At 67.6% G+C, this 12653-nt stretch carries 12 protein-coding genes; 7 read left to right on the forward strand and 5 right to left on the reverse strand.

Annotation, left to right across the window (positions count from 1 at the left end; genetic code table 11):
- Both P0084_RS15930 and P0084_RS15935 read right to left on the reverse strand, forming a co-directional pair.
- The coding region (locus tag P0084_RS15930) for a GltB/FmdC/FwdC-like GXGXG domain-containing protein (RefSeq protein ID WP_308917869.1) at positions 1-534 on the reverse strand (534 nt) is incomplete at its 3' end.
- A 2-nt stretch (positions 535-536) separates the two neighbouring features.
- The gene (locus P0084_RS15935; protein WP_308917870.1) at positions 537-1469 is read right to left on the reverse strand and encodes a class II glutamine amidotransferase; all 933 of its coding nucleotides are present in this window, start codon (positions 1467-1469) and stop codon (positions 537-539) included.
- 199 nt (positions 1470-1668) lie between these two features.
- Between P0084_RS15935 and P0084_RS15940 the strand changes: the two genes are divergently transcribed.
- The 6 genes from P0084_RS15940 (at position 1669) to P0084_RS15965 (ending at position 7294) form a co-directional block, all read left to right on the forward strand.
- The gene (locus tag P0084_RS15940; RefSeq protein WP_308917871.1) at positions 1669-3072 is read left to right on the forward strand and encodes an ammonium transporter; all 1404 of its coding nucleotides are present in this window, start codon (positions 1669-1671) and stop codon (positions 3070-3072) included.
- Between the two features lie 25 nt (positions 3073-3097).
- Positions 3098-3274 (forward strand): hypothetical protein, encoded by a 177-nt coding sequence (locus P0084_RS15945; RefSeq protein WP_308917872.1) that lies wholly within the window; start codon positions 3098-3100, stop codon positions 3272-3274.
- 175 nt (positions 3275-3449) lie between these two features.
- On the forward strand, positions 3450-4598 hold the full coding sequence (locus P0084_RS15950; RefSeq protein ID WP_308917873.1) for an aminomethyltransferase family protein: 1149 nt from the start codon (positions 3450-3452) through the stop codon (positions 4596-4598).
- A gap of 60 nt (positions 4599-4658) precedes the next feature.
- Positions 4659-5255 (forward strand): dimethylamine monooxygenase subunit DmmA family protein, encoded by a 597-nt coding sequence (locus tag P0084_RS15955; RefSeq protein WP_308917874.1) that lies wholly within the window; start codon positions 4659-4661, stop codon positions 5253-5255.
- Positions 5252-6214 (forward strand): PDR/VanB family oxidoreductase, encoded by a 963-nt coding sequence (locus P0084_RS15960; RefSeq protein ID WP_308917875.1) that lies wholly within the window; start codon positions 5252-5254, stop codon positions 6212-6214. The genes P0084_RS15955 and P0084_RS15960 overlap by 4 nt, the downstream gene beginning before the upstream one ends.
- A 9-nt stretch (positions 6215-6223) precedes the next feature.
- Positions 6224-7294, forward strand: a complete 1071-nt coding sequence (locus tag P0084_RS15965; protein WP_308917876.1) for a heme-dependent oxidative N-demethylase family protein — start codon at positions 6224-6226, stop codon at positions 7292-7294.
- A 28-nt stretch (positions 7295-7322) separates the two neighbouring features.
- Here the strand turns inward: P0084_RS15965 and P0084_RS15970 are convergent, their stop codons facing one another.
- Entirely contained in the window at positions 7323-7979 is a 657-nt protein-coding gene (locus P0084_RS15970; RefSeq protein WP_308917877.1) for a helix-turn-helix domain-containing protein, read from the reverse strand.
- 174 nt (positions 7980-8153) lie between these two features.
- On the opposite strand from P0084_RS15970, the gene P0084_RS15975 reads away from it, so the two are divergent.
- On the forward strand, positions 8154-9101 hold the full coding sequence (locus P0084_RS15975; RefSeq protein WP_308917878.1) for a GlxA family transcriptional regulator: 948 nt from the start codon (positions 8154-8156) through the stop codon (positions 9099-9101).
- Between the two features lie 16 nt (positions 9102-9117).
- Here the strand turns inward: P0084_RS15975 and P0084_RS15980 are convergent, their stop codons facing one another.
- On the reverse strand, positions 9118-9681 hold the full coding sequence (locus tag P0084_RS15980) for a sarcosine oxidase subunit gamma (RefSeq protein ID WP_308917879.1): 564 nt from the start codon (positions 9679-9681) through the stop codon (positions 9118-9120).
- On the reverse strand, positions 9674-12634 hold the full coding sequence (locus P0084_RS15985; protein ID WP_308917880.1) for a sarcosine oxidase subunit alpha family protein: 2961 nt from the start codon (positions 12632-12634) through the stop codon (positions 9674-9676). The genes P0084_RS15980 and P0084_RS15985 overlap by 8 nt, the downstream gene beginning before the upstream one ends.
- Positions 12635-12653 lie beyond the last annotated feature (19 nt).

The following is a 12653-nucleotide window of genomic DNA, read 5'->3' on the forward strand; positions in this document are numbered from 1 at the left end:
GCAGTCGGCGCCGAGGGACTTGACCGTGCCGCGCACGAACAGGCGCGCTTCGTAGAGGCTGTCGCCCAGCGCCTCGCCCGCGTCGCCGCAGACCACCAGGTTGCCGGACTGTGCCATGAAGGCGGACATGTGGCCGATGTTGCCGTGCACGATGATGTCGATGCCCTTCATCGAGATCCCGCAGCGCGACGATGCGTTGCCCTTGATGATCAACGTGCCGCCGTTGCCGGTCGCACCCGCGTACTGGCTGGCGTCGCCCTCCACCACGACGGTGCCCGACATCATGTTCTCGGCCACGCCGGGGCCCGCCGATCCGTGGATGTGCACGACGGCCTGCTTGTTCATGCCGCCGCAATAATACCCCGTGGAGCCCTTCACGTTCACCTCGATCGGAGCATCCAGGCCGACGGCGATGGCATGGCTGCCCTTGGGGTTCACGACCGTCCAGGCGGTCTGGTTCGTATCGGGCGTCTGGGCATGGAGGGCCGCGTTCAGCCCGCGCAGGCCGTCCGCCTCCAGGTCGTAGGTCTGCATGGTCAGGCAGCCCTTTCGGTCAGGGTGGTCGGCGCGTCGTCATGCGACCAGAAGTACACGGTCGCGGGCTCCGGCTCCCAGACGCGGGCGGTTTCGATGCCGGGCAGGCTGACGAGCGCGCGGTATTCCGATCCGAAGGCGACGTACCGGTCCGTTTCGGCCATGACGGCAGGCTTGCAGGCGATGGGATCGCGGACGACCCCGAACCCGTCCCTCGTGCCGACGACGAAGGTGAAGAACCCGTCCAGGTCGTCCAGCGCGGACCGAAGCGCTTCGCCCAGGGTCGCGCCGTTGCGCATGCGCCAGGTCAGATACGCGGCGCCGACCTCGGTGTCGTTCTCCGTCTCGATATGGACGCCCGCGCGCCGCAGCTTGCGACGCAACGAGTTGTGGTTGGATAGCGACCCGTTGTGCACGAGACACTGATCTTCGCCGGTGTTGAAGGGATGCGCACCCATCGTGGTGACGGCGGATTCCGTCGCCATGCGGGTGTGGCCGATCCCATGGGTGCCGGACATGGACGACAGGTCGAACCGGGCCGCCACGTCCTTCGGCAGCCCGACTTCCTTGTAGATCTCGAGCGTGGTGCCGTGCCCCATGACGCGTACGTCGCGCCGCAGCGCCCGCAGAGCGGCGCGCGCGGCCTCGGCCCTGTCGTCGGGCAACGTCAGGACGGCATGCGTGTCCTTAATCGCCGTCGCGACGTCGCACGACAGAGCCGTCCCCAGATCGGCGTCGAGGCCCGTGAAGTCGTCGCCCGGCGCGTCGGACTGCACCGTCAGCTTGGTCCGACCCTGGACCCCGTCGCCATAGATCGCGATGCCCGCCGAATCGGGACCGCGATCCGTCATCGTGACCAGCATGTCGGTCAGCATCGCACCCAGCTCCGGCTGGAGCGATTCGTCCTTCAGAAACAATCCGACGATCCCGCACATGGCAGCCGCCTCCCCCCTTCGATACGGAAGTCCACCGCTCCCGCGCTATCAGAGGCGTCACGGCTGCTCAACTGCAAGGAAAAAATTATTCCCCTGCGGCAAATAAGTATAGGCGGAACCGACATCTCGTGCTTCATTTCGGACATCCGCACGCATGAGACGCGCAATCGGACCGGACAACGGACGGGGGACGAACGACATGGAAGAGCAGATCGCGGAACTCACGGCTCAGGTCGCGGCGCTGCAGCAGGGGGGCGGAACGACGAACACGATGTTCGCCGAGACGTTCTATTACCTCACCATACCGCTGATGATCCTGATCCATGCGGGCTTCCTGGCCTACGAGATGGGGGCCTCGCGGCTAAAGAACGTCCTGTCGTCCGGTGTGAAGAACCTGCTCGCCTTCGCGTTCGTCATCCCCACGTTCTACTTCTTCGGGTGGTGGGTCTATTGGGGCTTCCCGACGGGCCTTGGGCTGAGCGCCGGACCGGCGGGCATATCGGGGGCGGAATACGCGAACTCGATCGCCTGGGCCTGGGGCGACAGCGCGCAGTATATGGGTCCGAACATATCCGATCAGATCTCCGGTGTGTTCTTCGGGGCCTTCGCGCTCTTTGCAGCCACGACGGCCTCCATCATGTCCGGCGCGGTGATCGAGCGGATCCAGACGGTGGGCTTCGTGATCCTGGCCATCGTGCTGGGCAGCTTCGCCTGGGTCGTCGCCGCGGCCTGGGGATGGCACGCCGACGGTTGGCTGGTCACGCAGTGGGGTGTCCACGACTTCGGCGCCGCGGGCCTGGTCCATGCGGTCGCGGGCTTCTTCGCGCTGGGCGTTCTGATCAACCTCGGGCCGAGGATCGGCAAGTTCAACGCGGATGGCACGGCCAATCACCTCGCCGCCCACAACATGCCGATGACGGTCGTGGGCCTCATGCTGATCATCGTGGGCTTCTGGGGCTTCCTCATGGCCTGCGTCGTGCCTCCGGGCGAGGCATGGTCCTGGTTCGCCGACAAGCCGGCCACGATCTACGGCACGCCGATCAACCTGTCCGCCCTGTCGTTCAACATCCTCATGGCGGTCGCGGGCGGCATCATCGGGGCCTGGGTCCTGACCCGCGACCCGTTCTGGATGATGTCGGGCGCATTGGCGGGGATCATCTCGTGTGCGTCCGGGCTGGACATCTACTATCCGGCGCTGGCGTTCCTGGTGGCCTTCTCCGCCGGCCTGATCCTGAAGCCCTGCGCGGACGTGCTGGAGCGGATGGGCATCGACGACGCGGTGGGCGCGGTCACGGTCCATGGCACGATCGGCCTGTACGGCGTGGTGATGCTGGGCGTGTTCGCGTCCGGGTATCCGGCCCTGCAGGGCGCGGAGGGCGAGGTCGCGCAGATCAGCCTGGTCGGGCAGATCGTGGGCGCGGCGGTGTTCTTCCTCTTGGGCTTCGTGCCGGGCTACGTCGTGTCCTTCGTCCTGAAGATGCTGGGCATGCTGCGGATCCCCGAGGGCGCGGAACTGGTCGGCATGGACCGCGTGAAGGTCCCGGCCGAAGGCTATCCCGAGGGGATCCCCGCCCCGGCCATGAACCTGGACCCGGCCGAGTAGGCCCCGAGATACGAGGAGACACAGGATGGGATTTCCATACGAGACGGCGGACTGGGCCGTTGTCGACGGGGCGATGTTCGTGGGGTGGGGATCGGCGATGCCGGGCCTCTATACCCTGCTCGCGGTGATCGCCTGCGCCGCGGTCCTGATCTTCGGACAAAGGACGGAGGTCACCAAGACCGCCGCCTACGACAAGCGCTGACGTCCCACGCGGAACGATGCGGCGGGCCATCTTCGGGCGGTCCGTCTCGCACCCGTGTATTGCCTGGCAGGAATATTTGTTGCCTCTCGTTCTTGCCAATCGGTATCGGCTGAGGCTTCTATGGAGCTGACGGTGCCGCAAGCGCGCTGCGAACGAGGAACGGGGGAGGGATCGCATGGCCATTCTTTGGAGGACGTCCGCGCTGGCGCAGCGTCATGCCGCCATCGGGGGCGAACTGGAAGACTGGAACGGCATGGGGACGGCGTGGTTCTACGACCACACGCCGGAGCGCGCGAAGGCCGACTACGAGGCGATCCGTACGAAGGCCGGCCTGATGGATGTGTCCGGCCTGAAGAAGGTCCACGTCGTGGGCGAGGCGGCCGCCTACGTCATCGATCGCGTCACCACCCGCAACGTCGAGAAGATCGCACCGGGGCGGTCCACCTACGCCTGCATCCTGGACGAGCGTGGCCTCTTCGTGGACGATTGCGTGATCTATCACCTCGCGGTGAACTCCTGGATGGTCGTGCACGGCACCGGCACGGGAATGGAGCATCTGACCAAGGTGGCGGCGGGAAAGAACTGCGCCGTGATCTTCGACGACGACCTGCACGACATGTCGCTGCAGGGGCCGAAGGCGGTCGACATCCTGGCGCAGGATGTAGACGGCATACGCGACCTCGCCTATTTCGGGCTGATGCAGACGCGGCTGTACGGTTGCGACGTCATGATCTCGCGCACCGGGTATACCGGCGAGCGGGGTTACGAAATCTTCTGCAAGCGCAAGGACGCGGTCCGCATCTGGGATACCTTATTGGAGAAGGGCGGCGACGATGTCCGGCCCACGCAGTTCAGCACGCTCGATATGCTGCGGATCGAGAGCTATCTGCTGTTCTACCCCGGCGACAACTCCGAGACGTTCCCATTCGCCGACGGCACCCCTGCGGGCGACAGCCTGTGGGAGTTGGGCCTCGACTTCACGGTGTCGCCCGGCAAGACGGGCTTCATCGGGGCGGAGAACCACTATGCCCTGAAGGGGCGGGAGCGGTTCAAGATCTTCGGCGTGAAGCTGAAGGAGTCCATGGACCGCATGGAGATGGAGGCCCGGGTGCATCACGACGGCCGCGACGTCGGCGTGATCACCTATGGTTTGTCGTCCGAGCTGAACGGTTATTCCGTCGCGATCGCGCGGCTGGACCCGGAGGTGGCGAAGCCGGGGACGCCGCTGACCGTCGTGCAGCCCGACGGAACCGAGTTGGCCGCCACGGCGGAGGAGATGCCGTTCTACGACAAGGACAAGTCCATCCGCACCGCCAAGGGCTGAACGATCGACACACGGGGGACGGGGCGGCCGGGGCGGCCCCGCGCGACGGGGTGACATGACATGACGAAGTTCGACTTCCCGCCATCCATCAAGAGCCGGCCGGTCTGGGGGACGCTGCAGGCCCGGCCCGGACGGCACCACCTGTTCGTCGCCGACGCGGAGGGGGCGCAGGCGATCCTGGACGTCGCCACCCCCGACCTCATGGCGGGGTCGCACATCATATACGTCCCCCGTGGCGCGGACCACGCGGACGCCCTGCGCGCGTTGGAGCCCGCGCAGTTCCACGAAGGGCCGTCCTATGCCGCGTCGGTGCCGCGCCTGCGGCGCGCATTGCAGGACGCGAAGATGGGTCTGCAGGTCTATCTGGCCGGCACCGAAGGCGTGATGGGTCAGGCCATGGCGGAAGCCGTCGCCGCGGGCATCCCCCACACCGCCATCCAGACCGAACACCGCGGCTCGACCGCGCGACGGATGCAATGCGTCCACTGCAAGGGAATCACGGAGGATGTCGAGACGGACCCCTTCGTGTGCGCCCATTGCGGTCTGAACCTGTTCGTGCGCGACCACTACTCACGCAGGCTCGCGGCCTATCAGGGGGTGCGGGTCGACGCCGAGGATCATGGCAACGTGCCGGAGCCGAGGGGGATCTACGAATGAGCGGCGGTGAGAAGATCGCGGTCCGCGTGACCGAGAAGACGCCCTTGAACGACCTGGTGACCCGCTTCCGGTTCGAGGCTGTCGATGGTCGCCCGCTGCCGACCTTCTCCGGCGGGGCGCATACGGTGGTCGAGATGAAGGACGGCGACCGCAATCGCTTGAACCCCTATTCCCTCATGTCCGATCCGTTCGATCGGGGATCCTACACCATCTCCGTTCGCCGCGACGACGCGGGGCGCGGCGGGTCGAAGTTCCTGCACTCCGCCGTGGACGTGGGCGACGAGATCACGATCAGCTATCCGGTGAACCTGTTCAGTCTGGACCTGCGGGCGAGGAAGCACCTGATGCTGGCGGGCGGCATCGGCATCACGCCGTTTTTGGCGCAGATCAAGCAGCTGGACCGCTCGCACGGACATTGGGAGCTGCACTATTCGGTGCGGACGGAGTCCCTCGGCAGCTACGTGGCCGAGTTGACGGCGGAGCACCCCAACGACGTGCACGTGTACTACGACGATCGCGGACAGCGCATCGACCTCGACGCGCTGCTCAGGGGGCAGCCCCTGGGTACGCACGTCTACGTCTGCGGACCGAAGGGCATGATCGACTGGGTCCACCGCACCGCGGAGGCCAGGGGCTGGCCGGCGGAGGCGGTCCATTCGGAGGAGTTCCTGGCGCCCGAGCCGGGAAAGGCGTTCACGGTCGAGTTGACGCAAGCCGGCAAGACGGTCGAGGTGGGCGAGACGGAGTCGCTGCTGGAGGCCTTGGAGCGTGTGGGCGAGGATCCGCCATACCTTTGCCGGGGCGGGGCCTGCGGACAGTGCGAGACGGCGGTGGTCAGCGCGGACGGGACGATCCTGCACCGCGATCACTGGCTGACCGAGGAGGAGAAGGCCGCGGGCGCCAAGATCATGCCCTGCGTCAGCCGGTTCGAGGGCACGTCCCTCGTGCTCGACCGATAGGGGGACACGATGACGATCCAATTCCGCGACGAGACGTTCCGCGACGATTATACGTTCCGCAACTCCCGGTGGGCGATCGAACGGTTCCCGTTCCCGTTCCACGAGGACAGCTTCATGTATTCCGTCAACATGGAGCAGCACCGTGGCGGGCCGGCGGGATCCGTCTACGAGAAGCGGTTCGATGTGGACGAACACTACGTGTCCGAGATGCGCGATCGCGCGCTGGTGCTGGCCGAGGATCCGCTGCGCTGCCAGTCGCTCCCGCACATGACCCTGGCGGGCTGGGATCTGCTCGAATTGATCATGGTCGCCAAGTCGGAGGACTATCCTGACCTGTTCCAGCTCCACCGCGACGGGGACCGCTGGCGGTGGGTGAACCGGCCCCTGGGCATCGACGACACGTTCACCTTCCTGGACGACACGACGCTGCCCCACGGCCCGATGGAATACATCACGCGCCAGACGCAGGGGGACTTCTGCGTCCTGGACCAGCGTGACGACAACCTGTGGATGGATGCCGGCATGGTGACCACGCAGGCCGATTGGTCGCTGGACTTCGATCTGGGAATGAACTTCTTCGAATGGCACGCCCCCGTGCCCAAGGCGCACGAGATGGGAATCTTCCAGCGCGCGCTGAAGTTCCTGCTCAACATCCAGCAGGGCGCACCCGCGCGGCGCCTGAACTGGACGATGACGGTCAATCCCCTACTCGACACGTCGCCCGAGAACTACCACAGGTGGGGCATCCAGAAGACGACCCTGACGCCGGAGAACATCGGTCGGAAGCAGCACCTTCGGGTCGAGTTGCAGACCTTCTTCCGGCTGCCGCGGTCCAACGCCCTGGTGTTCCCGATCCGCTGCTATCTGTGCAGCTTCGAGGATCTGACGACGGTATCGAAATGGGGTCGGCGCCTGCACCGCGTGGTGCGCGACCTTCCGGTCGAGCTGGCGACCTACAAGGGGTTCGTCGACAACCGTCCGATGATGCTGGACTACCTGTCGCAGTTCGACGACGGCCTGCCCACGAGCCCCGGCATCTGGCCCGACCTGGAGACGGAGCCACCGTTGCGGATGGGCTAGGGCCGAGTCGGGTCGCGTGTCCCGGTCGTCAGACGTTCTGCGGATACGCGATGATCGACAGGTATCGCGCCGGCAGCGCGATCAGCTTCTCCGGCCCATGGGGGGCGTCGGCGTCGAAGAACAGGGTGTCGCCGGGGCGCAGGTGATGGGTGGCATCGCCATGACGATACTCCACCTCGCCCTCCAGCATGTAGATCGTCTCGATCCCGCCGTGCTGGAACGTGGGAAAGATGTCGGAATCGGTGGTCAGGGTGATGAGGTAGGGCTCGACGATGACACCGGACGCGTTCGATCCGATATGGCCCAGCAGGTTGTACTGGTGGTTGGCCCGCGTGCCGGCGCGCATCGTCTCGACGCCCTCGCCCGCCTTCGTGTGCACGGCCTCGCGACGTTCCTCGAACCGGCGGAAGAAGCTGGTGAGGGGCATGGATAGGGCGTCCGCCAGGGTCTGCAACGTCGACAGCGAAGGCGAGGTGTTCCCGTTCTCGATCTTGGACAACATGCCGATGGACAAGCCGGTCAGCATCGACAGTTCCGCGACCGTGATGTCTTGTTGCTTGCGGAAGGCCCGCACCTCGCGGCCGATCGCGACCTCCAGGACCTTCTCTCGGTCTTCGGGCGCCGTGCGGTGCGGATCTTGCGTAAGCTGCGCGACCATGTCCGTGCTGATTGCCTCGACCTTCATCGTGCTATCCCTTTCCCCGGGGGCCCGCGGCCGGCTCCCGTCGGTTCGGCCTCCGCACGGAGCCGACCGTAGCATCCCGACCCCATCTGCGTCACCGGTCTTGCCGTGATGCCCGATCCTTCCGCGGCCCGAGCATCATATAGGCTGGGCTTCCTGCTCTTCCCGGGTTTTCCCATGGCCTGCCTCACGTCGCTGGTCGAACCCCTGCGTGCCGCGAACGAGATCGTCATGCGCCCGGTCTTCGCCTGGACCCTCCTGTCCGAACGTGCGTCTCAGGTGTCATCCAGCGCGAACATCGGGTTCGAGGTGGACGCTTCCCTGCGCAATGCGGTGGATCTGGACGCGATCCTGCTGCTTGGGGCGCCGACGTCGCGCTTCGTCGACGAGGCGGCGGGCCATGCGGCCCTGCACGACCGTGCGCGACGCAGGGTCACCCTGGGCGGGATCAGCGGTGGGGTGTTCCCCTTGGTGCGGTCGGGCGTGATGGCGGGACGGCCCGTCTCCGTCCACTGGTGCTACGACGCGGCGTTCCGCGCGACCTTTCCCGACGCGCAGGTCAGCGATGAGGTGATCGTGTCGGGGCGCGGGCGGCATACCGTGTCGGGCGCGGGTGCGGCCTTCGACCTGGGCCTGCGACTGATCGAGGAACGCCTGAACGCGGAGGTGGCCCACGAGGTCGCGTGCTGGTTCCAGCACCCGCAGATGCGCGGCGAGGGCGTCCGCCAGCGCGTGCCCCTGGTGGCGGCCCCCGACGGGCAGGACGACCTGCCGGACCTCGTCCGGATCTGCATTGCGCGAATGGCCCAGGACCTGGAGGCGCCGGTCAGCGTGGCCGATCTGGCCCGCCACGTGGGCGTCACGTCCCGTCAGGTGGGCCGGGCCTTCGTCCGTGCCACGGGCCAGAGCCCATCGCGCTACTACCGCGGAATGCGGATGAAGGCCGCGCGTCAGATGGTGCTTCATTCGCGCGACCTGGTGGCCGACATCGCCGCAGCGGTAGGCTATGGCAGCCCGGCCGCGATGGCGCCGCACTACCGCGCCGCGTTCGGATGCTCGCCCGCCGAGGACCGTGCCCGAATCAACCGCTACAGGGTGGAAGGGAACGTGTCGGTGCCGTCCTGACCGTCACGCCACTCCATCACGCCACGCTGCGCATCGCGTCTAGGATGGCGTGGTGCAGCGTGTCCGCCGATGCGCGGGGCCCCACGACGCGGAACCAGTCGGGCGGATCGCGACGTGTCACGAAGCAGCGCAGGTGATGGATCACGGTGGGCCGTGCGGACCCCGTCTCCATACGGCGGACGTCCAGGTTGCACAGCAGTTCCAATGCGTCCTCGACCTCCGCGCCGCGCAGGTCGAAGCAGGTCCAGGCGTCCGTCTGTTCGGTGATCGAGGCGGTGTCGCCGAACCGGGCCTTCAAGCGCGCGGCCAGATCCTCGTGGGTGTCGAAGGGGGCGCCCACCATCCACTGGTCCGGCCCGATCCAGAACCCGGCCTCCGGGTCGTGGAGCTGCACCTCGCCCGGGCCCGGCACGGCGCCGATCACGGCGCGCAGGCGGTCGCGGGCCTCCCCCTCCCGGCCCAGGCGCGCGGCGACGGAGGCCAGGGCGATGTCGGGACGCTCCGTCAGGGTCAAGGCGCCGACCGCATCCTCGCGCCGGGCATCGGCACCCAGGGCGGTGATGGGGCGAAGGTCATGCACGCTGGCGGCCCCCTTCGGGATCGACGAAGTGGGGGCTGCAGACCTCGACCTCGACGGTCAGGTCCGTGAGCGGCGACACCAGCCGCATCCTCTCGCCCATGCGGTCCGCGCCGCGCTTAAGGAAGGCCAGGCCCACCATGTGCCCCAGCGTCGGCGAGAGGGCGGCGGAGGTGACGTAGCCCTGGTCGTGCTTCGCGTCGACCGGCCCGTCCCGTGCCATCAGGTGCCCGCCTGCGGTGATCCTGGCGTCCGCGTCGACGGGGCACAGGCCGATCAGGCGCAGGTCGTCGGGTTCGTTCATCCCCCCGCGTTCCGACAGGACGGAACCGATGGCGTCCTTCTTCTTCGACACCATCCGGCCCAGCCCCAGGTTCGCCGCCGTGGTGGTCCCGTTCAGCTCGTTGCCCGCGGCGTGCCCCTTCTCGATCCGCATCACGCCGAGGGCTTCCGTGCCATAAGGGGTGACCCCCAGGTCCGCGCCGACATCCATGAGGCGCCGCATCATCGCGTCGCCATAGCGGGCGGGGACGGCCAGTTCATAGGCCAGCTCGCCGGAGAACGAGATGCGGAACAGCCGGGCGCGCAGACTGCCGCAGACCGTGACCTCCGCGCACGCCATGAACGGGAAGGCGTCGTTCGACAGGTCGATGTCCGGGTCCACGACGCGTCGCAGCAGGTCGCGGCTGTTCGGACCCGCGACGGCGTACTGCGCCCATGCTTCGGTGGTCGAGATCAACTGCACGTCCATTTCAGGCACCAGGCATTGGCGCACGAACTCCATGTGGCGGAAGACGCGTCCCGCGTTCGCCGTGGTGGTCGTGACGACGAAGTGGTCGTCGGCCATGCGCGCCGCAGTGCCGTCGTCCATGGCGATGCCGTCCTCGCGCAGCATCAGGCCGTAGCGGACGCGGCCCACGGCCAGCTTGGCGAAGCCGTTGGCGTAGACGAGGTTCAGGAACGAAGCCGCGTCCGTCCCCTGCACGTCGATCTTGCCTAGCGTGGTGCAATCGCAGACGCCCACGCCGTTGCGGGTGGCGGTGACCTCGCGGTCCACGCTCTGACGCCAATGCGTCTCGCCCTCGCGGGGGAAGTACTGCGCGCGCATCCAGTCGCCGACCTCCACGAAGACGGCGCCGCGTTCCTTCGCCCAATGGTGGGACGGGGTCAGGCGGGTGGGGTGGAAGGCGCGACCCTTGATACGGCCCGCGAAGGTCGCGATGGGCACGGGGGTATAGGGCGGGCGGAACATCGTCGTGCCGACGCCCGGGATCGTCTTGGCCGTCAACTCGGCCATGATCGCCAGACCCGCCATGTTCGACGTCTTGCCCTGGTCGGTCGCCATGCCGAGCGTGGTGTACCGCTTCAGATGCTCGACGGCCCGGAAGCCTTCCTGATGGGCCAGCGTCACGTCCTTCACGGTGACGTCGTTCTGTTGGTCCAGCCAAGCCCGCTTGCAACCGGTTACATGCCAGAACGGCGTCTGCGTGACGGGCGCGTCCTCCGCCTTCGGCAAGGGGGCCGCGTTCGTGGGGCGGCCTAGGTCCGCGCAAGCGGCGATCGCCGTCTCCGCGCCCTGGGACAGGGCCCCGTGGGTGGACAACGCACCGTTCGCGGCGCCGGCCACCGCCATGCCGGGCGGCAGGGCGCCGGGCACGAACGCAGCCAGCCGATCGTTCCAGACGGGGCGGCCCCGCTGATGGCAGGTCAGGTGGACGTTGGGGTTCCAGCCCCCCGCCATTCCCAGGGCGCCGACCTCCAGCACGCGCTCCGTGCCGTCGGCCTGACGGACGGTGACGAAGGTCAGGCCCAGGCGGCCCCGCGTGCCCGCGACCTGCGCGCCGCGCAGAACCTCGTAGTCCGGCGAGCGGGGCGCGTCGTCGCGGGTGTCGATCACGGCGGCGATGCGCACGCCCTTGGCGTGGAGGTCGGCGGCGGTGCGATGCCCGTCGTCGTTGCAGGTGAACACGGCGACGCGACCCGCGGGCGTCGCGGCATAGCGGTTCGCATAGGTCCGCAGGGCCGATGCCATCATGATGCCGGGTCGATCGTTGTCGTCGAAGGCGATGGGCCGTTCGGTCGCGCCCGCCGCGAGGATCGCCCGCTTCGCAGTGACGCGCCACAGGATCTGACGCGGCTTGCCGGGCAGGGGTTCGGGCAGATGATCCGATACCCGTTCCACGACGCCATAGACGCCGTGGTCGAACGCCCCGATCACGGTGCTGCGTGGCATCAACCGCACGTTGGGCAGGGAAGCCAGTTCGGCGACGGTCCGCGCGGCCCAGCCGTCCGCCGCGCCGTCGTCGATGACGAACCGCTCGGACAGGAGGCGCCCGCCGGGGGTGAAGTCTTCGTCCGCAAGGATCACGTCGGCGCCCGCCCGCCCCGCGGTCAGGGCGGCCAGCAGGCCGGCGGGTCCGGCGCCGATCACCAGCAGATCGCAATGCCGGAACCCCTTGTCGTAGTCGTCGGGATCGGGTCGCCCCGACAGGGATCCCAGCCCCGCCGCGCGGCGGATCACCGGCTCGTAGAGCTTCTCCCAGAAGGCGGCGGGCCACATGAACGTCTTGTAGTAGAACCCCGCCGTCAGGAACGGCGACAGGCGGTCGTTCACCGCCATCGCGTCCAGCTTGAGCGACGGCCAGGCGTTCTGCGACCGTGCGGTGAGGCCATCGTACAACTCGATCGTCGTCGCGCGGGTGTTGGGCTCGCGCCGGGCACCGGTGCGAAGTTCGACCAGGGCATTGGGTTCTTCCGACCCCGCGGTCAGGGGGCCGCGGGGACGGTGATACTTGAACGACCGCCCCATCAGCCGCACGCCGTTCGCCAACAGGGCCGAAGCGAGGGTATCCCCCGGATGGCCGCGGTACCGCTTGCCGTCGAAGCTAAAGGTCAAAACGGTTGAGTGGTCCACGCGCCCACCGGCCAAGCGGTTGGACTGCTTTGGGTCGGGCACAGACGCCGGGTCGATCCGG

The sequence above is a fragment of the Jannaschia maritima genome (genome assembly GCF_030973515.1).
Taxonomy (GTDB): Bacteria; Pseudomonadota; Alphaproteobacteria; order Rhodobacterales; family Rhodobacteraceae; genus Jannaschia; species Jannaschia maritima.

Bases quoted from the DNA above. Each gene is read 5' to 3' on its own strand.
- P0084_RS15935 (WP_308917870.1), bottom strand. From the start codon at position 1,469: ATGTGCGGGATCGTCGGATTGTTTCTGAAGGACGAATCGCTCCAGCCG.
- P0084_RS15940 (WP_308917871.1), top strand. From the start codon at position 1,669: ATGGAAGAGCAGATCGCGGAACTCACGGCTCAGGTCGCGGCGCTGCAG.
- P0084_RS15945 (WP_308917872.1), top strand. From the start codon at position 3,098: ATGGGATTTCCATACGAGACGGCGGACTGGGCCGTTGTCGACGGGGCG.
- P0084_RS15950 (WP_308917873.1), top strand. From the start codon at position 3,450: ATGGCCATTCTTTGGAGGACGTCCGCGCTGGCGCAGCGTCATGCCGCC.
- P0084_RS15955 (WP_308917874.1), top strand. From the start codon at position 4,659: ATGACGAAGTTCGACTTCCCGCCATCCATCAAGAGCCGGCCGGTCTGG.
- P0084_RS15960 (WP_308917875.1), top strand. From the start codon at position 5,252: ATGAGCGGCGGTGAGAAGATCGCGGTCCGCGTGACCGAGAAGACGCCC.
- P0084_RS15965 (WP_308917876.1), top strand. From the start codon at position 6,224: ATGACGATCCAATTCCGCGACGAGACGTTCCGCGACGATTATACGTTC.
- P0084_RS15970 (WP_308917877.1), bottom strand. From the start codon at position 7,979: ATGAAGGTCGAGGCAATCAGCACGGACATGGTCGCGCAGCTTACGCAA.
- P0084_RS15975 (WP_308917878.1), top strand. From the start codon at position 8,154: ATGGCCTGCCTCACGTCGCTGGTCGAACCCCTGCGTGCCGCGAACGAG.